20 protein-coding genes and 1 tRNA gene are annotated in these 21,559 nt (G+C 56.3%); 1 reads left to right on the plus strand and 20 read right to left on the minus strand.

What is annotated here, in order from left to right; translation table 11 throughout:
* Positions 1 to 223: 223 nt before the first annotated feature.
* The 19 genes from H598_RS0116055 to rlmE all read right to left on the minus strand — a co-directional run bounded on the left by H598_RS0116055 (position 224) and on the right by rlmE (position 20,549).
* A complete protein-coding gene (locus H598_RS0116055; RefSeq protein WP_028113903.1) occupies positions 224 to 1,033 on the minus strand; it encodes an outer membrane protein OmpK in 810 nt (269 codons plus the stop codon).
* A 210-nt stretch (positions 1,034 to 1,243) separates the two neighbouring features.
* Positions 1,244 to 2,485 (minus strand): NupC/NupG family nucleoside CNT transporter, encoded by a 1,242-nt coding sequence (locus H598_RS0116060; RefSeq protein ID WP_028113904.1) that lies wholly within the window; start codon positions 2,483 to 2,485, stop codon positions 1,244 to 1,246.
* A 255-nt stretch (positions 2,486 to 2,740) separates the two neighbouring features.
* Entirely contained in the window at positions 2,741 to 3,508 is a 768-nt protein-coding gene (locus H598_RS0116065) for a TatD family hydrolase (RefSeq protein WP_028113905.1), read from the minus strand.
* Positions 3,498 to 3,629, minus strand: coding sequence for a DUF5363 domain-containing protein (locus tag H598_RS27025; protein ID WP_245595612.1), 132 nt, complete (start codon positions 3,627 to 3,629; stop codon positions 3,498 to 3,500). The genes H598_RS0116065 and H598_RS27025 overlap by 11 nt, the downstream gene beginning before the upstream one ends.
* A 70-nt stretch (positions 3,630 to 3,699) precedes the next feature.
* Positions 3,700 to 5,283 (minus strand): peptide chain release factor 3, encoded by a 1,584-nt coding sequence (gene prfC / locus H598_RS0116075; RefSeq protein WP_028113906.1) that lies wholly within the window; start codon positions 5,281 to 5,283, stop codon positions 3,700 to 3,702.
* A 138-nt stretch (positions 5,284 to 5,421) separates the two neighbouring features.
* Positions 5,422 to 6,318, minus strand: coding sequence for a lipoprotein NlpI (gene nlpI / locus H598_RS0116080; RefSeq protein ID WP_028113907.1), 897 nt, complete (start codon positions 6,316 to 6,318; stop codon positions 5,422 to 5,424).
* Between the two features lie 200 nt (positions 6,319 to 6,518).
* Complete coding sequence (gene pnp, locus H598_RS0116085) at positions 6,519 to 8,627, minus strand: polyribonucleotide nucleotidyltransferase (protein WP_028113908.1); 2,109 nt, start codon at positions 8,625 to 8,627, stop codon at positions 6,519 to 6,521.
* 225 nt (positions 8,628 to 8,852) lie between these two features.
* Positions 8,853 to 9,122: a 30S ribosomal protein S15 gene (rpsO, locus tag H598_RS0116090; protein WP_028113909.1), complete on the minus strand. Its 270-nt coding sequence runs from the start codon at positions 9,120 to 9,122 to the stop codon at positions 8,853 to 8,855.
* An 88-nt stretch (positions 9,123 to 9,210) separates the two neighbouring features.
* Positions 9,211 to 10,155, minus strand: a complete 945-nt coding sequence (truB, locus tag H598_RS0116095) for a tRNA pseudouridine(55) synthase TruB (protein ID WP_028113910.1) — start codon at positions 10,153 to 10,155, stop codon at positions 9,211 to 9,213.
* On the minus strand, positions 10,155 to 10,565 hold the full coding sequence (gene rbfA / locus H598_RS0116100) for a 30S ribosome-binding factor RbfA (protein ID WP_028113911.1): 411 nt from the start codon (positions 10,563 to 10,565) through the stop codon (positions 10,155 to 10,157). Before rbfA ends, truB begins: the two co-directional genes overlap by 1 nt.
* Positions 10,566 to 10,607: 42 nt before the next feature.
* Positions 10,608 to 13,256, minus strand: coding sequence for a translation initiation factor IF-2 (infB, locus tag H598_RS0116105; protein ID WP_028113912.1), 2,649 nt, complete (start codon positions 13,254 to 13,256; stop codon positions 10,608 to 10,610).
* Positions 13,257 to 13,282: 26 nt separating this feature from the next.
* Complete coding sequence (gene nusA / locus H598_RS0116110; RefSeq protein WP_028113913.1) at positions 13,283 to 14,785, minus strand: transcription termination factor NusA; 1,503 nt, start codon at positions 14,783 to 14,785, stop codon at positions 13,283 to 13,285.
* 28 nt (positions 14,786 to 14,813) lie between these two features.
* Entirely contained in the window at positions 14,814 to 15,269 is a 456-nt protein-coding gene (gene rimP / locus H598_RS0116115; protein WP_028113914.1) for a ribosome maturation factor RimP, read from the minus strand.
* Between the two features lie 484 nt (positions 15,270 to 15,753).
* A tRNA-Leu gene (locus H598_RS0116120) sits at positions 15,754 to 15,839 on the minus strand.
* 8 nt (positions 15,840 to 15,847) lie between these two features.
* Positions 15,848 to 16,150, minus strand: coding sequence for a preprotein translocase subunit SecG (gene secG, locus H598_RS0116125; RefSeq protein WP_028113915.1), 303 nt, complete (start codon positions 16,148 to 16,150; stop codon positions 15,848 to 15,850).
* Between the two features lie 6 nt (positions 16,151 to 16,156).
* Positions 16,157 to 16,939 carry a triose-phosphate isomerase gene (gene tpiA / locus H598_RS0116130; protein ID WP_028113916.1) on the minus strand — a complete coding sequence of 261 codons (783 nt, stop codon included), beginning with the start codon at positions 16,937 to 16,939 and terminating at the stop codon, positions 16,157 to 16,159.
* 97 nt (positions 16,940 to 17,036) lie between these two features.
* On the minus strand, positions 17,037 to 17,867 hold the full coding sequence (gene folP / locus H598_RS0116135; protein WP_028113917.1) for a dihydropteroate synthase: 831 nt from the start codon (positions 17,865 to 17,867) through the stop codon (positions 17,037 to 17,039).
* A 61-nt stretch (positions 17,868 to 17,928) separates the two neighbouring features.
* Entirely contained in the window at positions 17,929 to 19,875 is a 1,947-nt protein-coding gene (gene ftsH / locus H598_RS0116140; protein ID WP_028113918.1) for an ATP-dependent zinc metalloprotease FtsH, read from the minus strand.
* Positions 19,876 to 19,916: 41 nt separating this feature from the next.
* Positions 19,917 to 20,549 carry a 23S rRNA (uridine(2552)-2'-O)-methyltransferase RlmE gene (gene rlmE / locus H598_RS0116145; RefSeq protein WP_035416046.1) on the minus strand — a complete coding sequence of 211 codons (633 nt, stop codon included), beginning with the start codon at positions 20,547 to 20,549 and terminating at the stop codon, positions 19,917 to 19,919.
* A gap of 130 nt (positions 20,550 to 20,679) precedes the next feature.
* On the opposite strand from rlmE, the gene yhbY reads away from it, so the two are divergent.
* A complete protein-coding gene (gene yhbY, locus H598_RS0116150) occupies positions 20,680 to 20,982 on the plus strand; it encodes a ribosome assembly RNA-binding protein YhbY (protein WP_028113920.1) in 303 nt (100 codons plus the stop codon).
* A gap of 99 nt (positions 20,983 to 21,081) precedes the next feature.
* Here yhbY and greA read toward each other — a convergent pair whose 3' ends face one another.
* Positions 21,082 to 21,558, minus strand: a complete 477-nt coding sequence (gene greA, locus H598_RS0116155; RefSeq protein ID WP_028113921.1) for a transcription elongation factor GreA — start codon at positions 21,556 to 21,558, stop codon at positions 21,082 to 21,084.
* Position 21,559: the final 1 nt, after the last annotated feature.

Below are 21,559 nucleotides of genomic sequence, written 5' to 3' on the forward strand. Positions count from 1 at the left end.
TATTTTTTAGTCTCAGCCATCGTCCTCAGCGCTCAATTGATCCCGTCACCGAAGGCCGCGGCGGCAATTAACTCTGGCACTCTCGCCTCTAACCAGCTCAACAGCTCCGACCACCAAGCCCATTTCCCACCCAGTCAGTAGTAAAATGTCTACAAATTGTTCAGCCGCGGAAACGGCCATAAAAAAACGCCCTCAACGGGGCGTGTTCAACTGTGCCATCACCTCAGAAGTTGTACCGCAAGCTGTAGATAATGGCGTCGTGGTAGGCGGCGGTACCGAGCTTATTGTCGGCGTAGCGATACTGCAGGCCACCGGTCAGGTTGTTGGGCAGGTGCCACCACAGGGCCACGGCCCCGTTCCAGCCTACCGACGCCAACTGGTACTGGGTGCCGTTGCTGCGGAACTGATCATCGCGGGCAAACTCAGTTTCATGCCAGTTGGTGACCGAAAACTTCTGCTCGCCGATGGCAAAGTCGTAGCCGAGCACCCACCCCAGCATACCGCCATTCCAGCCTGAGCCGGCAAACGACTGCTGCTCATAGTGGCCGCCAATAAATGGCTTAAACCACAGGCCGAAGTCGGTGAACACGTCGTAACTGACCCCCAGCACCAGGTTCTGGTCAAAGAAGCCACTGGAGGACTCGGTGAAGCTGTAGAGGTGGCCGTAGGCATTCCAGTTACTGCTGCCCAGGTTGTAGGCCAGGGTGCCTTTGGCAGCGATACGAAAGCCATCGGTGGCAAAGGCCTCATCGGAGAACTGGCCATCGTTGGAGTTGGTGGGATTTTCGAAATCGATAAAGCCGTAGACGTCACCCCAGTCAAACCCGGCGCCGCCCTCCAGCTCGATGTAGAAGAAGTCCTCTTTGGGCCCACCGCGCCCGCCAATGTCGGGATTGGTGCGGTCCTCGGCCTTATCGGTCCAGTCCAGATAGTTGATGGACAGATCCATAAAACCATAAAACTGCTCTGCCGCCACCGGCAGAGTCATCAGCCCCGCTGACAACACCGTCGTTGCTATTGCTACTTTCATCATCCACTCCCATTTCCTTAGAGTATTTACCAGTTACCCTGGTACCGATGATGCCCGGCCAAAACAGCAAAACCGACTGCCAGGAGCCGGGATATTTGGTTTATTACCCACCGCTTAACGAGTAAATGGGAACCGTCGGTTGCCATACTGCAGATAAACAAAAGGCCGGACACTAGGTCCGGCCTTCCTGAAGCACACTAGTGCGTAGCGCGATTACAGGGCCAGGAACAAACCAGCCAGAGTCGCACTCATCAGGTTGGACAGAGAACCGGCCAGTACCGCACGCAGACCCAGGCGAGCCAGATCGTGGCGACGGTTTGGAGCCATGGCACCCAGACCACCCAAAAGGATAGCAATGGAGGACAGGTTCGCAAATCCACACAGAGCGAAGGACAGGATAGCCTGAGTACGGTCGCTCATAACAACGCCGTTGATCAGGGTTTCGCCGCTCAGGTACGGTGCCAGGTTGATGTAGGCAACGAATTCGTTCACTACGATCTTCTGACCGATGAAGGAACCGGCAACAGTGGCTTCACTCCAAGGCACACCAATCATGAAGGCCAGTGGGGAGAAAGCGTAACCCAGGATGATTTCCAGAGTCAGGTCAGGCATGCCGAACCAACCACCGATACCACCGATGATGCCGTTGATCATGGCGATCAGACCGATGAAGGCCAACAGCATGGCACCTACGTTCAGAGCCAGTTGCATACCGGAAGAGGCACCGGCCGCGGCAGCGTCCAGAACGTTAGCAGGCTTGTCGTCGGCTTCGCCGATGTCATCCATGTCCTGCTTGGCTTCTTCGGTTTCAGGCACAATCAGTTTGGCCATCAACAGACCACCAGGGGCAGCCATGAAGGAAGCGGCAATCAGGTACTCAAGTTTCACACCCAGACCTGCGTAACCCGCCAGAACAGAACCGGCTACCGACGCCAGACCACCGGTCATGATGGCGAACAGCTCAGACTGAGTCATGGAGGCAATGAACGGACGAACAACCAGAGGCGCTTCGGTTTGACCCACGAAGATGTTTGCAGTCGCAGACATGGACTCAGGACGAGAGGTACCCAGAGCCTTCTGCAAGCCACCACCCAGAATACGGATGATCCACTGCATCACACCCAGGTAGTACAGCACTGCAATCAGGGAGGAGAAGAACACGATGATTGGCAGAACGTTGATGGCAAAAATGAAGCCAACTTTGAACTTGGCCAAATCACCAAACAGGAAACCAATACCGTCGTTCGCGTAAGAGATTACGTTGGAAACGGCGCTGGAGATATCACCCAGTACGTCCTTACCGAAAGGAACGTACAGTACAAACGCACCCAGGGCAGCCTGGATGGCCAGAGCACCACCAACGGTGCGCAGGTTGATCGCTTTGCGATTTGTCGAAAACGCAATGGCGATCGCGATTAGGGTAGCCACCCCTACTAAGCTCATCAGTATACCCATGAACCCATCATCCTCTTGTTAAATTTTATAAATTATGTCGTAAAACAACTTATCATCCGGTCGGAATTATACTGTTCCAAAAAACAAAAATCGCTGTCCAGATCAAATTTTTCGACCATAAAACAGGCAAACGACATATTTATCTTACATATCAGTAATTCAGATACACACTTTGATAGCCACATTACAGTCGAACAGGAATTACGGCTGCCAGTTCGTAAAGTGGGACAAAAGCCAAGGCTGCTCGGTGAAAATTTACACCAAACGGTTGAAAAAGCGCGAGTTGTTGCGAGCTAACTGCTCAGCGAGCGCATCTGAAGGTAAGTCTAGAAGCTGTGACAGGGCTTGCAACACCGATTGCACCGAGGCGGGTTCATTGCGCTTTCCCTGCTGTCCGCACAGCGGCATATCCGGTGAATCGGTTTCCAATAACAAAGCGTCAACAGGTACGCTGGCGATGGCCGCACGGGTTTTTGCGGCTCTGGCGTAGGTAATGACGCCGCCAACCCCGAGCCGATAGCCCCGGCGAACGTATTCCATCGCCAGTTCACGGCTGCCACTGAAACCGTGAATCACCCCGCGGCCGGGCAGCGAATGCCGGTCCAGCAGCGGCAATAACAGGTGATGGGCTTTGCGGACATGGAGCAGCAGCGGCAGCTGAGCCTCGCTGGCCACCACCAGATGCCGTTCCAGCAACCGCTGTTGTTCAGTCAGATTCAGTGGCGAGTTGACCGCGTCCAGGCCACACTCGCCGATGGCCACACAGCCAGGCTGCTGCAACCCTTGCGGCAACCTCTCCAGCTCCGTCAGGCTGCGTTCGCTGGCAAAGCAAGGGTGAATGCCAAGGCCATAGCTCACATTGGGGTAGCGCCCCGCGAGCGCCGCAACTCTGGGCCAGTGCTCGGCGGCCACCGCCGGCACCACGATGTGTTCCACCCCGGCCGCCGCCGCCCGCTGCAGCACCGCCTCTCTATCGGCATCGAAACACTCGAAATCGAGATGACAGTGACTGTCAGTCAGCATCACGACCGGAGTCCGGTGGCTCCGCCATGGTCACCACACAGCTGCGCTTATGCTTGGGGTTGAGGCCATTGGCATCACACCAGTTGCAATAGGCCTGCCACCACCGCCGAATCCATCCCATCTGCTCTCTCCATAAAAAAGGACAGCCGAAGCTGCCCTTAGTATACCCTAAGCCTTGTCAAAGCCGAGGCTTAGTGCTCGCGGGTCTTGTGGAAACGGATGTCCGGGTAGCGTTCCGCGGTCAGATTCAGGTTCACCATGGTCGGGGCGATGTAGGTGAGGTTATCGCCCCCATCCAGCGCCAGGTTGGCCGAAGCCTTACGACGGAATTCATCCACCTTGCGAGCATCCTCGCCGGACACCCAGCGCGCCGTAGCCACGTTGACCGCCTCGTAGATCGCTTCCACCTTATATTCGGCTTTCAGTCGGGCCACCACCACATCAAACTGCAGCACCCCGACCGCGCCCACGATCAGATCATTGCTGTCGATGGGCCGGAAAACCTGTACCGCGCCCTCTTCAGACAGCTGAACCAGGCCTTTGAGCAGCTGCTTCTGCTTGAGAGGATCCTTGAGACGAATGCGACGGAACATCTCAGGAGCGAAGTTCGGAATGCCGGTGAATTTCATCACTTCGCCCTGACTGAAGGTATCACCGATCTGAATGGTTCCGTGGTTGTGCAGGCCGATGATGTCACCGGGGTAGGCCTCATCCGCGTGGCTGCGGTCGCCGGCCATAAAGGTCACCGCATCGGAGATGGATACATCTTTACCGATGCGGACGTGGCGCATCTTCATGCCCTTGCTGTATTTACCGGAACAGATGCGCATAAAGGCGATGCGGTCCCGGTGCTTAGGATCCATATTGGCCTGAATCTTAAACACGAACCCGGAGAACTTCTCCTCGCCGGCTTCGATGGTGCGTACGTCGGTCTCGCGCGGCTGTGGCGTCGGTGCCCAGGCAGTAAGGCCGTCCAGCATATGATCCACGCCGAAGTTCCCCAGGGCGGTACCGAAGAACACCGGGGTCAGATCGCCGTTATCGAACATCTCCTGATCAAACTCGTTGGACGCCCCCAGCACCAGCTCCAGCTCGTCACGAAGCACCTCAGCCAGTTCGGTGCCGATTTTCTGCTCCAGTTCCGGGTTATTCAGGCCCTTAACCACATCCAGGTTCTGAATGGTATGGCCCTGACCGCTCTGGTACAAAATCGCCTCATCACGGTGGATGTGGTACACCCCTTTAAACTCCTTACCACAGCCAATGGGCCAGGTAACCGGAGCGCACAGGATGTTGAGCTCGTTCTCCACCTCATCCATCAGCTCCATGGGATCACGAATGTCGCGATCCAATTTGTTCATGAAGGTGACAATCGGCGTATCACGCAGGCGGGTCACTTCCATCAGCTTACGGGTCCGGTCTTCCACACCCTTGGCGGCATCGATCACCATCAGGCAGGAGTCCACTGCCGTCAGGGTACGGTAGGTGTCCTCGGAGAAGTCTTCGTGTCCCGGCGTATCCAGCAGGTTAACCAGGCTGTCACCATAGGGGAACTGCATCACCGAGGTGGTTACCGAGATGCCCCGCTCTTTCTCCATCTCCATCCAGTCAGACTTGGCGTGCTGACCCGACCCACGGCCTTTTACGGTACCCGCCTTCTGAATCAGGTTGCCGTACAGCATCACTTTTTCGGTGATGGTGGTTTTACCCGCATCCGGGTGGGAGATGATGGCGAAAGTGCGCCGTTTGGCCACTTCCTGCTGGTGCGTAGACATGAAAAACCCGCCGCTGAAAATCAAAGGCGGGCATTATATCAAAAGCCGTAGCTCAGTGTAATCAAGGATCACCGCCAGGCTGCGGCCATAAAAAAGCCCGCTCACAAAGGAGCGGGCTTCGAAATGACGAGGGCTGGCTCAGTGGGCCTGCTCCTGCTCTTCCATCAGTTGTTCGGCGATCTGGCGCATCTCCATGATGGAGTAGCGGTGCTCCACAAACTCGTAGACGTTGGTGGCCAGAGACAGCTTAAACAGGTTCAGTGCCGCGCGTGGCTGGCCTTCCATGCGGGCCTGCTTGCCCATGTAGAAGTAAGCCTCACACAGACGCTCGGCCAACTGCTTCTGGTGATTCAGGTCCTGGCGCGACGCGGCCAGCAACTGACCGCCGTCGATGTCCCCCAGGTAGTACGCCACCAGTGCCGCTCCCCAGCCATCACCAATCTGGCTGCTGTGGGCGCGCAGTTGCGCCTTAGCCTGAACCGGATCCTGCTGGTACTCGGCCAGGTACAGCCACAGTGCCCGGTAGGCATCGGACTGGTCGCGCTGGTAGAACTCGTTTAAATCGTCCACAGCCAGCATAGGGCGGCTGCCATAGTAGAGGGCAATGCCTCGATTCAGGTAAGCGAAGTCGTAGCCGGGATCGAGCTCCAGTACCGCGTCAAAGGCTTCATAAGCCTGATCAAACTCCATCGCCTGAGTCAGGTAGATGCCCATGAAGTTGTAGGCATCAGGCAGATCAGGGCGTAACTGCAACGCTCGAGAGAAATCGATTCGAGCCAGAGTTCTCAGGCCAACGCTGTCGTAGAGCACGCCGCGATCGTACAGAAACCGTGCCCGCTGCTCCTCGGTCAACTCGGCAGAGATCAGCACTTCGCTGATCTTCGCCAGCGCCACTTCCAGGTTAGCGTCAGGCTGCAACGGCGTCACCAGCATCATCTGGCCATTACCGGACTCGGTCTCACTGTTGGTGGAGGCACACCCGGCCAACCCCAGGCTGACGAGGGCCAAAACCAACCAACGTTTACTCAAACTCATAGAACCGTCCTTAGGACCCTTTGCCTTAGGCAAGGGGTGAAACATGCATTTTCCCATTGTAGTGGGGCACTGTCGCAAACGCATTAAATATTTGTCTGCGCAAGAAAACTGTTCAGATTAGAGCAACGAACGGCCGCCAAGTTCCATAAAAAAAGGGGAAGCCTGTTGGCTTCCCCCTCTCTAGTCGCGGCGACTAGTGATTATTCACCTTTCGCTTCGCCACCTTTGTCAGCCTGAGCTTCCTTGATGGACAGACGAATACGGCCCTGACGGTCCACTTCGACAACCTTCACGTCCACTTCCTGACCCAGAGACAGATGATCGGAAACGTTGTTCACGCGCTCAGCAGTAATCTGAGAGATGTGAACCAGACCGTCTTTACCCGGCAGGATGTTTACGAAGGCACCGAAGTCAACGATGCGGACAACCTTACCCTGGTAGATACGACCCTCTTCCACGTCGGCGGTGATCGCTTCGATGCGACGAACGGCTTCGGCAGAAGCGGCGCCGTCGGTAGAGGCGATTTTCACAGTACCGTCATCTTCGATCTCGATGGTGGTGCCGGTCTCTTCGGTCAGCGCACGGATGTTGGCGCCACCTTTACCGATCACGTCACGGATCTTGTCCGGATGAATCTTGATGGTGGTGATGCGAGGCGCGTGCTCAGACAGCTCGGTACGGGCCGTCGGCAGTGACTCGTCCATCACGTTCAGGATGTGGATACGGGCTTCGTACGCCTGCTTCAGGGCAGTCTGCATGATCTCCTGGGTGATACCGGAGATCTTGATGTCCATCTGCAGGGCGGTGATGCCGTCACGGCTACCGGCCACTTTGAAGTCCATGTCACCCAGGTGATCTTCATCACCCAGAATGTCAGACAGAACCACGTAGTTGTCGCCTTCTTTCACCAGACCCATGGCGATACCCGCCACAGAAGCCTTAATCGGCACACCGGCGTCCATCAGGGCCAGAGAGGTACCACAAACGGAGGCCATGGAGGAGGAGCCGTTGGACTCGGTGATCTCACTCACTACACGTACGGAGTACGGGAACTCCTCGGCGGTTGGCATCACGGCCATCACACCACGCTTAGCCAGCTTACCGTGGCCGATTTCGCGGCGCTTTGGAGAACCGATCATGCCGGTTTCACCCACACAGTATGGAGGGAAGTTGTAGTGCAGCATGAAGCGGTCAGTACGCAGGCCGCTCAGCTCGTCGATCATCTGAGCGTCACGCTCGGTACCCAGAGTGGCAGTTACCAGGGCCTGAGTCTCACCACGGGTGAACAGGGCGGAACCGTGAGTACGCGGCAGAACACCAGGCGCCACAGACAGGGCACGAATCATCTTGGTGTTACGACCATCGATACGAGGCTCGCCGGCCAGAACGCGGCCACGAACCACGGTCTTCTCCAGGCTGCCCAGTACGCCACCGATCTCCTGAGAGTCCAGGCTCTCATCCGCAGCCAGCAGTGCTTCGACTGTCTTGGACTTCACCGCATCAACAGCGTCTTTACGCTCCATCTTGTCGGTAATGCGGTAGGCGGCACCCATGTCGGCTTCCGCCAGTTCGGCAACCTTGGCAACCAGATCTTCGTTCTTCGCAGGCGCGGTCCAATCCCATACTGGCTTGCCGGCTTCGGCCTTCAGCTCGTTGATGGCATTGATCACTTTCTGCTGTTCCTGGTGACCAAAGACCACGGCGCCCAGCATCACGGATTCGGACAGCATGTTGGCTTCGGATTCCACCATCAGAACCGCTTCGGAAGTACCGGCAACCACCAGATCCAGGTCGCTTTCAACCAGTTCGGTAACGGAAGGGTTCAACAGGTATTCGCCGTTCTGGTAACCCACGCGGGCACAGCCGATAGGGCCATCGAACGGAATGCCGGAGATGGACAGTGCGGCGGAGGCACCGATCATGGCAACTACGTCAGGAGAGATCTCAGGATCAACGGAGACAACGGTGGCAACCACCTGGACTTCGTTCTTGAAACCGTTAGGGAACAGAGGACGAATAGGACGGTCGATCAGACGCGCGGTCAGGGTCTCGCCTTCAGAAGGGCGACCTTCGCGCTTAAAGAAACCACCTGGAATCTTACCCGCTGCGTAAGTTTTTTCCTGGTAATTCACCGTCAGAGGAAAGAAATCGCGGCCTGGATCGGCTTGCTTTTTACCAACCACGCTAACCAATACGGTGGTATCACCCATGCTTGCCAGAACGGCGGCATCTGCCTGACGGGCGATAACGCCAGTCTCCAGAGTGACCGTGTGACGGCCATACTCAAAACTCTTAATGACGGGATTCACTTTATGTGTTCCTTAACTGTGTTTTTAACCTTAAATTTCGTCGCTTAGTATACTGCAACCAAGCAGGAATGACAGGTGTCAAGGAGCAAAAGCAGAAAAAAGACCACTGGCTCTGAATCCGTGGCTAAAGCGAGGTTTTATTGAGGTTGTTAGCGGTTCCCGATCGAACCAGAAAAACGAAAAAGGGGACCCGAACGGGTCCCCTTTTTACCGGAATTGCATCTATTAGCGACGCAGGCCCAGCTTAGCAATCAGCTCAACGTAAGAAGCTTGGTTCTTACGCTTCAGGTAATCAAGCAGTTTACGACGCTGAGAAACCATGCGCAGCAGGCCGCGACGGCTGTGGTGATCGTGGATGTGCTTCTTGAAGTGGCCTTGCAGATGGTTAATCTGGAAGGTCAGCAGCGCAACCTGTACTTCTGGAGAACCAGAATCGTTTTCACCACGGCCGAAATCAGCCAGAATCTTTGCTTTCGCTTCAGTGCTTAGTGACATAACTATCTCCGATAAACAAATAATGCCGGAGCCAATCACTAATTCAGCTCCAGCGGGACGGGCATTCTAGCGACCTGAGCCGCTAAACTCAACCCTGCCTGACGTTAATCAGGCGTTTTGGTGCCACCAGGCCGTCGGCATCGATCTCACCGATGCCGACGAACACCCGCTGGCTGCCGACGGTCAGGCGAACATGGCCTTCGTCCGGAGCCTTGGGCACCTGAACCGGCTGGCCCTGCATAATGTAGCTGGCCACCACCTCGTTCATGTTCACTTCCGGCAAGGTCATTACCGCGGTGTCCATGGGCAACAGCAGTGGGTCAAGCAGTTCGCTGGGCTTACGGCCCTGATCCAGTGCCTGCTGCAGCAGGTTTTCCAACTGCTCCAGGGTCACCATCCGCTCATAGGGGTAACCGGCCACCTGGGTACGACGCAGCACTTTTACGTGCGCTCCGCACCCCAGCAGCTCACCCATATCATCGACGATGGTACGGATGTAGGTGCCCTTAGACACGTGCAGGTCCATCTCCACTTCATCGCCTTCAAACCGGATCAGCTCCGCTTCGTAGACGTTGATGGGACGTGCCTCACGCGGCACTTCGATGCCCTGACGAGCGTACTTATACAATGGCTCACCCTTGTACTTCAGAGCGGAAAACATGCTGGGAACCTGCATGGATTCGCCGCGGAAGTGCTCGATGGCCTTGTTGATCTCACCCAGGCTGGTGGTAACCGGCCGTTCTTTGACCACTTCACCGTCCGCATCGGAGGTGGTGGTGCGAACACCCAGCTTGGCGACCACGCGATAACGCTTGTCCGCCTCCAGCAGGTACTGAGAAAATTTTGTGCCTTCACCAAAGCACAGCGGCAACATGCCGGTCGCCAGGGGATCCAGGGCGCCGGTATGGCCAGCTTTGGCGGCATTGTAGATGCGTTTTACCCGCTGCAACGCATCGTTGGAGGTGATGCCCGCTGGTTTGTCCAGCAGCACAATCCCATCCACCATGCGGCCGCGCATGCGACGTCTGCCCATTACTGCTGTTCCTCGTCCGAGTCGTTGCTGCCGTGTTTATCGGCCTTGGCCTGATCCTCGGCGATGACCTTGGTCACCACGTTGGTCATGCGAATGCCTTCCACCAGCGACTTGTCGTAGGCGAAGCGCAGCTCCGGAATCGCGCGCATGTTGCGCAGCGACGACGCCAGCAGGGAACGGATGTAGGGCGCCAGCTCAAGCAAGGCATCCATTTGCGCCTTAACCTGCTCAGGTTCGCTGTCCAGGAAGGTTACGAACACCTTGGCGTAGTTAAGGTCACGGGAGGTCTCAACTTCGTTGATGGTCACCATGCCCAGACGAGCATCTCTGACTTCACGCATCATGATCGTTGCCAGCTCTCGCTGAATCTGTTGATTGACGCGTCGAGTTCGACTGAATTCTCTAGCCATAACACCTTAATCCGGGGAGGGTTACCCCTCCCCTCGTTGTCATTACAGGGTGCGTTGCACTTCAACGACTTCGAAGACTTCGATCTGATCGCCGACCTTCACGTCATTGTAGTTCTTCACACCGATACCACATTCCATGCCGTTACGAACTTCCTGTACGTCATCCTTGAAGCGACGCAGGGATTCCAGCTCGCCTTCGTAGATAACCACGTTGTCACGCAGTACACGGATAGGGGCGCTGCGCTTCACGATGCCTTCGGTCACCATACAACCGGCCACGGAGCCAATCTTAGGCGACTTGAACACGTCACGCACTTCGGCCAGACCGATGATCTGCTGCTTGAATTCCGGAGCCAGCATGCCGCTCATGGCAGACTTCACTTCGTCAATCAGGTCATAGATCACGCTGTAGTAGCGCAGGTCCAGGTTCTCGGTATCCACAACCCGGCGGGCAACGGCATCGGCACGGACGTTAAAGCCGACCATGATGGCGTTGGACGCCGCCGCCAGAGAGGCGTCGGTTTCGGTCAAACCACCCACACCGCGACCAATGATGTTCACCTTCACCTCGTCGGTGGACAGCTTCATCAGAGAGTCGGCAATGGCTTCCAGGGAACCCTGTACGTCGGCCTTCAGGACCACGTTCAGCTCGGACACATCGCCTTCCTGCATGTTGGCGAACATGTTCTCCAGCTTGGCCTTCTGCTGGCGTGCCAGCTTCACTTCGCGGAACTTGCCCTGACGGTGCAGCGCCACTTCGCGGGCTTTCTTCTCGTCACGAACCACGGTGGCTTCGTCACCGGCTGCCGGAACACCGGACAGACCCAGAATCTCAACCGGAATGGAAGGACCGGCAGTCTTGATCTCTTTTCCGTTCTCATCGCGCATGGCACGTACACGGCCATACTCCAGACCACACAGAACGATGTCGCCCTGGTTCAGAGTACCTTCCTGTACCAGTACCGAAGCGATTGGACCACGGCCCTTATCCAGACGGGACTCGATCACCACGCCGCGGGCCATGCCCTCTTTGCGTGCGTTCAGTTCCAGAACTTCGGACTGCAGCAGGATGCCTTCCAGCAGTTCGTCAACGCCCATGCCGCTCTTAGCAGACACGTGAACGAACATGTGCTCACCGCCCCAATCTTCTGGAATCACTTCGTGCTGAGACAGCTCAGTCTTAACGCGATCCGGATCGGCACTCTCTTTGTCCATCTTGTTGACGGCAATCACCAGAGGCACACCGGCCGCTTTGGCGTGTTGAATCGCTTCAACCGTCTGAGGCATTACGCCGTCATCGGCCGCCACCACCAGAACAACCAGGTCAGTGGCTTGGGCACCACGGGCACGCATGGAGGTAAACGCCGCGTGTCCAGGAGTATCCAGGAAGGTGATCATGCCGTTACCGGTTTCTACGTGGTAGGCACCGATATGCTGGGTAATACCACCGGCTTCACCATCGGCCACTTTGGCACGACGGATGTAATCCAGCAGGGAGGTCTTACCGTGGTCAACGTGACCCATGATGGTCACAACCGGCGCGCGAGGCTCGGTGGTGGCATCGGTGTCACGATCGGACAGGATGGCATCTTCCAGCTCATTTTCGTTGCGCAGGATGATCTTGTGACCCATCTCTTCACACACCAGAGCGGCGGTTTCCTGATCGATCACCTGGTTGATGGTGGCCATGGCGCCCATCTTCATCATCACCTTGATGACTTCGGTGGCTTTAACCGCCATCTTGTTGGCCAGTTCGCCAACGGTCACGGTCTCGCCGATCTCCACGTCGCGGGTCACTTTCTCGACCGGCTTCTGGAAGCCCTGCTGCATGGAAGACGGCGTCTTGCCACGACCACGGCCACGACCGCGTGGGCCACGGGCGTTACGGTCCTGAGTATCGGCCGCTTTCTTCTTCTTACGACGACGACCGCGCTCGGCCTGAGCGTCAGACGCATCTTCGGCAGCACGGGCGGCAGTGGAGGTGGTGACATGGTAGTCAGCCTGCTCGCGGGCTTTACGCTCCGCTTCTTCAGTTTCCCAGCGTTTGGCGTTTTCTTCCGCCAGTCGCTTGGCCTCTTCCGCTTTCGCCTTGGCTTCCTCTTCCACCTTACGGGCGGCTTCGGCTTCCTGGGCGGCCTTCAGCTTGTCAGCTTCTTGGCGAGCGATGTCATCTTGGGCCTTCTCTTTCGTGGTCAACTTCTCTTGCTCCTCGCGTTGGGCTTTTTCTGCAGCCTGACGCTTTGCTTTTTCTTCGGCATCACGCTTGGCTTTCTCTTCCGCTTCACGCTTGGCTTGTTCTTTGGCTTCACGCTTAGCCCGTTCCTCTGCCTCAAGGCGTGCCGCTTCTTCTGCGGCCTGACGGGCTTCCTCTTCCTGGCGCTGCTGCTCATCAACGGCACTGCGTTTCACGTAGGTGCGCTTCTTGCGCACCTCAACTTGCACATCCTTGGACTTACCACCGCCGGCGTTAACGCTCAGAGTCGAACGTTTCTTACGCTGCAGGGTCATACGGGTCGGCTCGTTACTGCCGCCGTGTTGATCGGCCAGGTGGCTCAGCAGGGTCTGTTTCTCCTGCTCAGTCACGCTGTCATTGGCACTCTTTTTAATCCCGGCTTCGGCGAACTGGGCAACCAGACGATCAACCGGTTTTCCTACTTCACTGGCCAGTTTTTCAACAGTCAAATCTGCCATATTTTCTGAATCCTCCGTTGATCGGCTTACGCCTCGTCGCTGAACCAGCAGATGTTGCGGGCAGCCATGATCAGCTCGCCGGCCTGCTCTTCGCTCAGCTCTTCAATGTCGCTCAGGTCATCGATGCCCTGCTCTGCCAGATCTTCCAGGGTGATGACACCACGGGAAGCCAGAACAAAGGCCAGATGGCGCTCCAGGCCTTCCAGGTTCAGAAGGTCTTGTGCCGGCTCGGCGCCGTCCAGGGCTTCCTCGTCGGCCAGCGCTTTGGTGGTCAGTGCCGCTTTGGCACGCTCACGCAACTCTTCAACCGCCTCTTCGTCCAGGCCGTCGATCTCCAACAGCTCCTGGATTGGCACGTAGGCGATCTCTTCCAGGCTGGTGAAGCCCTCTTCGGCCAGCACTTCGGCGAACTCGTCGTCGATGTCCAGGTTGTCCACGAACAGGGTGATCAGCCGGTCGGATTCTTCCTGATGCTTGGCCGCCATCTCATCGGTGGTCATCACATTCAGTTCCCACTCGGTCAGCTGCGACGCCAGGCGAACGTTCTGACCATTACGGCCAATGGCCTGGGCCAGGCTGTCCGGCTCAACGGCAACGTCCATGCTGTGGGCGTCTTCGTCAACCACGATGGAACCCACATCCGCAGGCGCCATGGCCTTGATCACGTACTGGGCCACGTTGTCGTCCCACAGTACGATGTCGATGCGCTCGCCACCCAGCTCACCGGATACCGCTTGAACACGGGCACCACGCATGCCGACACAGGCGCCGACCGGGTCGATGCGCTTGTCGTTGCTCTTAACGGCGATCTTGGCGCGAGAGCCTGGATCACGGGCGGCGCCCATAATCTCAATCATCTCTTCGCCGATTTCCGGCACCTCAATGCGGAACAGCTCGATCAGCATCTCTGGCTTGGTGCGGCTCAGGAACAGCTGAGCACCACGGGACTCAGGACGCACGGCGAACAGCAGCGCACGCACCCGGTCACCGGGACGGAAGTTCTCCCGAGGCAGCATCTCTTCACGATACAGGATCGCGTCGGCGTTGCCGCCCAGATCCAGAATCACTGAGTCACGGTTGACCTTCTTGACCACACCGGTAACCAGCTGGCCTTCTTTGTCACGGAACTGCTCGATGATCAAACCGCGCTCGGCTTCCCGTACTTTCTGTACGATAACCTGCTTGGCAGTCTGGGTGGTGATGCGGTCAAACTTCACCGATTCGATCTGCTCTTCGACGTAATCGCCGGCGACAATGCTGTCGTCTTCGTACATGGCACGCGCCGCGGACAGAGACAACTCTCGGGTTGGCTCTTCCATCTCGGCATCGTCTTCCAGCACCAACCAACGACGGAAGGTATCGAACTCACCGGTCTTCTGATCGATCTCGACACGAACTTCGATCTCGATTTCATATTTTTTCTTAGTAGCGGTCGCCAAGGCCGTTTCCAGGGCCTCAAAAATCTTTTCACGCGGCAGTGCTTTTTCGTTAGATACCGCTTCGGCGACAAGTAAAATCTCTTTGCTCATGGGTCAGCCTCGTTTCACCCTGAAACTATCAGAACTTAGCTACCAGGTGGGCTTGGCGCACGTTTGCTAAAGCCACTTCCTGATCCGTACCTTTCACTGACAAGGTGATCATCTCGCCCTCAACGGCGGTGATCAGTCCCTGCAGCTTGCGTTTTCCTTCAACCGGCATATTCAGAAGCACGAAGGCCTCCTCACCGATGAATTTTTCATAATGTGCCGGCGTAAACAGCGGCCGTTCGATCCCAGGAGAAGACACCTCGAGGTTGTATTCGGTGCTGATGGGATCTTCCACATCCAGCACCGCTCCGATCTGGCGGCTGACTTCGGCACAGTTGTCCACTGTGATGCCATTTTCGTGGTCGATAAACACTCGCAATGTGGAGTGCGAACCGGCACGAACGTATTGAATCCCTACCAACTCAAAACCCAGGGCTTGAACCGGTTCTTGCAACATCTCGGTTAAGCGTTGCTCTAGCGTAGCCATCGCGCCTCCCCCTACAAACGAAAAAAGGGCATAAAGCCCTGTTATCTAAATAGCCATACCAATAGAGGTAATTAGATGGTTTATCCAGGATACCACCATGTAATTGCCCCATCGGTGTGCTCTTAGCCAATCCCAGAGGACAGATAACAAAAAGCCCCGAGCTCAAACGGGGCTAAAGTGCGCTGTACCCTGTTTAGGATGACTGATGTCATCGAACTGCCCACAGGGGAACAATCCACCGCCTCCGTCGCGGCCTTCTCGGTATCAATACCCATCAAGAAACTTGATCACGGAGAGAGCTGTTGTGCGTTTCCGCACTGGCCAAAACAGGAGTGAAACCTCAACCATTTTAGCCCATGAACACCAAACGCGTCGGTCCCCATGAATCAGCGGCACTTATTATACTGTTGCGCCTTTATACACGCAACCCAAATGCCGGGCTGTAAACGTGAAAAAGGCCGATTTAATAATCGACCTTTTTAATTGGTGCCGAGAGCGGGACTTGAACCCGCACGTCCATAGGACACTACCCCCTCAAGATAGCGTGTCTACCAATTCCACCACCTCGGCTAAATCTGTTACTGCGGCAGGTTGTCCTGCACTGGCTGCTCCACTTCGATGGTTTCGAAGTCGCTGGTCACCTTGCCTTTATGGGAAGACATGTTACCGATAGTCAGACTCAGTACAAAGAACAACACGGCACAGACTGAGGTTGCGCGGGTCAGGAAATTGCCTGAACCGGTAGAACCAAACAGGGTTCCACTCGCGCCGGCACCAAAAGAGGCACCCATGTCCGCACCTTTACCCTGTTGAATCAGCACCAGGCCGATAATTGCTGCTGCAACCAACAGGTAAGCTACCATCAAAACCGTATAAAGCATCGTCGCTTATTCCGCATTCATTGCAATGCTGCACAGTGCCAGAAACTCGCTGGCATTGAGGCTCACACCGCCAATCAAACCACCGTCCACATCAGGCTGAGAGAACAGATCCGCCGCGTTACTGGGTTTCACGCTGCCTCCGTAGAGGATTCGAATCTTCTCGCCGATGAAGGGCGACACTTCAGATAATCTCTGTCGAATGAAAGCATGCACTTCTTGTGCTTGCTCGGGAGTGGCACTCTTGCCGGTTCCCACCGCCCAAAGCGGCTCGTAGGCGATAATGGCATTATCAAAGGCCATTGTCCCGACTTTTTCGATGACCGCGTCCAATTCGCCGGCAATCACTTCAAAAGTTCGGCGGGCTTCGCGGGCCGCCAGGGATTCACCCACACACAAAATCGGCGTCAAACCCATTTTCTGTGCCGTGGCAAACTTATTTGCCACAATATCGCTGGTCTCACCGTACATACGACGTCGTTCGGAGTGACCAACAATAACGTAATTACAACCGAATTCCCGCAGCATAGAGGCCGACACTTCGCCGGTGTATGCGCCGAATTCATGATGGCTGACGTTCTGAGCGCCCAAGCGCACCAGACGGCCATCCAAGCTTTGCTTACTCTGTTCGAGCAGCTTGCTTGCGCTTTCCAGGTACACTGTCGGAGGGCATATCACCACTTCAGCAGAGTCGTCTTTTAAGCGGCCAAATTTTTTAACCAGCTCTTCAGCCAACTGACGAGAACCATTCATCTTCCAGTTGCCTGCGACCATAGGGCGTCGTAGTGCCATACTTCTCTCCTGTGAAAGCGGGCGAGATAATAACGAACCCATATTTAAGTTACAAGTCCTCGCCCGGCAAAATCTGGCTTAAGCCGTTTAACTGCTTTTATTTTATTCGTTGAGTCGCTGCCAAGACCTGCAGCACGTCCCAGGTTTCCCGTACGTCATGAACCCGTACGATGCTGGCGCCGCCCTGGGCACAGAGCATGGCCCCGGCCAAACTGGCGGCCAGACGCTCATTGACGTTGCGATCCAGCAGGCCACCGAACATCGACTTGCGGCTGAGGCCGGTCAGCAGCGGCAACCCCAGAGACTGGAACTGTGCCAGTTGCGCCAGCAACTGAAAGTTGTGCTCCTGAGTCTTGCCGAAACCAAATCCGGGATCAAGCAGCAACCGCTCCTTGGCCAGACCGGCTTGCTCACAGGCCCGAATACGCTGGGCGAAAAACGCCATGATATCAGCAACCAAATCCTGATAGCTAGGCGCACTCTGCATTGTTCTCGGTTGCCCCTGCATGTGCATCAGGCACACCGGCACCTGCAGATCCGCCGCGGCGGCCAGGGCGCCCGGCTCCTGCAGCGCGCGCACGTCATTGATGAGACCGGCACCGGAAGCCACCGCCTCCCGCATCACCTGCGGCTTGCTGGTGTCGATGGAGATCACCACATCCAACTCGGAGCCGATGGCTTCGATGGCGGGAATCACCCGGTTCAGCTCCTCTTCGACGCTCACGTCCGGTGCGCCGGGGCGGGTGGACTCACCGCCGATGTCGAGAATGCTGGCGCCGTCATTGACCATCTTGCGGGCCTGCGCCAAAGCGGCGTCTACGCCATGAAAGCGGCCGCCATCGGAAAATGAGTCCGGGGTGACGTTGATGATCCCCATCACCTGCACCTGGCTCAGATCCAGTGTGCGACCGGCACAATCGAGTGTCATTATCGCTCTCCATAAAAAAGTCCCGCCAGAGGCGGGACTTGATTGTAACCTAAAAGACGAACTATTTCGCCGGTGCTTCGGTGCCGTCGATGTCGGTGGCCGGCTTGTCGTCGGCAGCGCTGTCGTTGGCTTCCACCTTGGAACCTCCAGACGGGGTATCGTCAGAGCTGTCGCCCTTGCCCCACTCCGCCGGCTCGCGCACTTCCCGTCGGGCCATCAAGTCGTCAATCTGACGGGCATCAATGGTCTCGTACTTCATCAAGGCGTCGGTCATGGCGTGCAGAATGTCCATGTTGTCTTCCAGGATGCTCAGGGAGCGCTGGTAGTTACGGTCGATGATGTCCTTGATCTCCTGATCGATCATCATCGCCGTTTCATCGGACATGTGGCTGGCCTTGGCCATAGAGCGACCCAGGAATACCTCACCATCTTCTTCGGCGTAGTTCATCGGCCCCATGCGAGTCGACAGGCCCCACTGGGTCACCATCTTACGGGCAATGTCGGTGGCCCGCTCGATGTCATTACTGGCCCCGGTGGTCACCTTATCGGCGCCGTAGATGATCTCCTCGGCGATACGGCCACCGTAGAGGCTGGACACCATGGACTCCAGGTGCTGCTTGGAGTGACTCCAGCGATCCTGCTCTGGCAGGTACATGGTCACACCCAAGGCTCGACCACGGGGAATGATGGACACCTTATAGACCGGATCGTGCTCAGGCACCATGCGGCCGACGATGGCATGACCGGCTTCGTGGTAGGCGGTCATCTTCTTCTCGTCCTCGGTCATCACCATGGAACGGCGCTCGGCCCCCATCATGATCTTGTCCTTGGCCTTCTCAAACTCCTCCATGGACACCAGACGGCGATCGCCACGGGCAGCAAACAGCGCCGCTTCGTTCACCAGGTTGGCCAGGTCGGCACCGGAGAAGCCAGGGGTACCACGGGCAATCAGGTCAGCTTTGACGTCTTCCGCCAGCGGTACCTTGCGCATGTGCACCTTGAGGATCTGCTCACGACCACGGACGTCCGGCAAACCAACGGTAACCTGACGGTCGAATCGACCGGGACGCAGCAAGGCCGGATCCAGTACGTCTGGACGGTTGGTGGCGGCGATGACGATGATGCCCTCGTTGCCCTCAAAGCCATCCATCTCTACCAGCATCTGGTTCAAGGTCTGTTCACGTTCATCGTGACCACCACCCAGGCCGGCGCCACGCTGACGACCGACGGCGTCGATCTCATCGATGAAGATGATGCATGGCGCGGATTTCTTAGCCTGATCGAACATGTCACGGACACGGGACGCACCCACACCCACAAACATCTCAACAAAGTCAGAACCGGAGATGGTAAAGAACGGCACCTTGGCTTCACCGGCGATCGCTTTCGCCAGCAAAGTCTTACCGGTACCCGGAGGTCCCACCATCAGCACACCGGTAGGAATCTTACCGCCCAGTTTCTGGAACTTGGTGGGATCACGCAGGTAATCCACCAGTTCGCCCACCTCTTCTTTGGCCTCGTCGCAACCGGCCACGTCGACGAAGGTGGTTTTAATCTGGTCTTCGCCCATCAGGCGGGCCTTGCTCTTACCAAACGACATGGCGCCTTTGCCACCGCCGCCCTGCATCTGACGCATGAAGAAGATCCATACCCCCACCAGCAACAGCATCGGGAACCAGGAGATGAAGATCTGCGCCAACACGCTGGGTTGCTCCGGTGGCAAGCGGGTGATGTCGACCTTGTGCTTGATCAGGTCGTCGATCAACTTGTCATCGTAAGCCGGCATGTAGGTGACAAACTGCTCACCATTGCGAGTCTTACCAGTGATGGTGATGCCATCTTCCTGGAACTCCACCGCGGGTACCTGGCTATTGCTGTACGCTTCAACGAAATCGGTATAGCTCAAAGCGTTCCCAGCCCCATTAGTGGGGTTGTAACCCTTAAATACCGACATCAATACGACAGCGATAACCAGCCATAAAATCAGATTTTTCGCCATATCACTCAAGGTAGGGAACCTCGCAAATTCCTTTGATTATCTTAGCAAGCTTACAACTTGTAGCCGCTTGCCACAATGTAGACCTCGCGGGAGCGCGCCCGGGAGGAGTCTGGTTTACGAATTTTTACAACTTTAAAGGCTTTACGTACTTCAGCCAGGTATTGATCAAAGCCTTCGCCCTGGAACACCTTAACGATGAAACTGCCGTTGGCCGCCAGCACCTGATGGCACATGTCGAAAGCCAGCTCTACCAGGTACATGGCGCTGGGTTGGTCTACCGACTGGGCTCCGGAGAAGTTGGGCGCCATATCCGACATCACCACATCCACCTTGCCATCACCGACCCGTTTCAACAACGCATTGAGCACCGCTTCCTCGCGGAAATCCCCCTGCAGGAAATCGACTCCGGCGATTGGGTCCATCGATAAAATGTCACAGGCAATGACCTGTCCTTCGCTGCCAATCTCCTTTACGGCGTACTGAGACCAACCGCCGGGAGCCGCACCGAGATCCACCACGGACATGCCGGGTTTCAACAACTTATCTTTACCCTGAATCTCTTCAAGTTTAAACACAGCTCGGGAACGAAGGCCTTTTTTTTGCGCCTCTTTCACGTACTGGTCATCAAAATGCTCTTTCATCCAGCGCGTCGAGCTGGCACTGCGCTTCTTTTTACCGGCCATAATTCTCCAGACCGTAGTAGTGAGGATTTAATTACCAGGAAGTTTATCATCTTGGTAAGAATTAGTATTACGCTATAGATGGCGTTAGAATACGCGCTTTTCAAGTCCCCAAACCAAAATGAGTGGCCCAATGAGTCAATTAACTACCAAGCAGAAGCAGTATCTTAAAGGCTTGGCCCATAGCCTGAAGCCGGTAGTCCTGCTGGGCGGCAACGGTCTGACCGAAGGCGTAATGGCCGAAATTGAACTGGCTCTGGCACACCATGAGCTGATCAAGGTCAAGGTGGCCAGTGAAGACCGTGATGCCAAGCGCGCCATCATGGACGCCATCCTGCGCGAATCCGGCGCGGCTCAGGTTCAGGTTATCGGCCATATTCTGGTGCTGTACCGCGAATCTGAAAAGTGCAAAATTGAGTTGCCGAAAGCCCGTTAATCCGGTCTGTCAGCCAGTCTCAATAAAAAAGCCGCGAAGTCGCGGCTTTTTTTATGCGGGGTCAGTGTACACCTAAACCCCACGGGCGAGTCCTCGAGATTACTTGTATTGGACCTCGATGATCTCATACTCCACTTCGCCACCCGGGGCTTTCACCACCACCAGGTCGTCCAGCTCTTTGCCCACCAGGGCGCGGGCAATGGGGGAGTTCACGGAGATCATTCCGCCTTTCAGATCCGCTTCATCATCACCAACAATGCGGTACGTCACCTCTTCGTCACTGTCGACATTCAAAATGGTCACAGTGGCGCCGAAAATCACCCGGCCATTGTTAGGGATCTTGGTCACGTCGATGATCTGCGCGGTGGACAGCTTGCTTTCGATGTCGCGAACCCGAGCTTCACACAGTCCCTGCTCTTCGCGGGCCGCATGGTACTCGGCGTTCTCTTTCAAATCACCCAGCTCTCGTGCTTCTGCGATGGCTTCGGAGATCGCTGGACGCTTGGTGTGCTTCAGATGCTCCAGCTCTTCTCGTAGCTGCTGGGCACCGACAACGGTCATTGGAACCTGGGTCATA

Origin of the sequence: Ferrimonas kyonanensis DSM 18153 (assembly GCF_000425405.1) — a bacterium.
Taxonomy (GTDB): Bacteria; Pseudomonadota; Gammaproteobacteria; order Enterobacterales; family Shewanellaceae; genus Ferrimonas; species Ferrimonas kyonanensis.